The sequence below is a fragment of the Streptomyces katrae genome (assembly GCF_000966975.1).
GTDB lineage: Bacteria > Actinomycetota > Actinomycetes > Streptomycetales > Streptomycetaceae > Streptomyces > Streptomyces katrae.
Genome location: NZ_JZWV01001284.1, coordinates 1 through 465, shown reverse-complemented (window position 1 = coordinate 465; position 465 = coordinate 1). Strand labels below are relative to the sequence as shown.

The following is a 465-nucleotide window of genomic DNA, read 5'->3' as shown; positions in this document are numbered from 1 at the left end:
TCGACGATCACGTCGGCCCGCTTGCGGGCCTCCTCCACGTTGCCGCGGATGATCGGCTGGCGGTGCACGATGTTCGGGTGCGGGACGTGACCGGCGTGGTGGTCGTCGCGGCCCGGGTGGATCAGCGGCGCGTCGGCGGCGAGGGCGGAGGCCTCGTCCGTGACGAGCGGCAGCTCCTTGTAGTCGATCTTGATCTTGGCGGCCGCGCGGCGGGCGGTCTCCGGGTGGTCGGCGGCCACGAGGGCGACCGGCTCACCGTGGTGGCGTACCCGGCCGTTGGCGAGAACCGGGGTGTCCTGGATCTCCAGGCCGTAGTTCTTCATCTCGGCCGGGAGGTCGTCGTACGTCAGGACCGAGTAGACGCCCGGCATGGCCAGGGCCTCGGAGATGTCGATCGAGACGATCTCGGCGTGGGCGACGGTGCTGCGCAGGGTCTGGCCCCAGAGCATGTCCTCGTGCCACATG

At 70.5% G+C, this 465-nt stretch carries 1 pseudogene; it reads right to left on the bottom strand.

Annotated features, from left to right (window positions below):
- Nucleotides 1-465, bottom strand: a pseudogene (locus VR44_RS36230) (xanthine dehydrogenase subunit D); the annotation flags it as partial.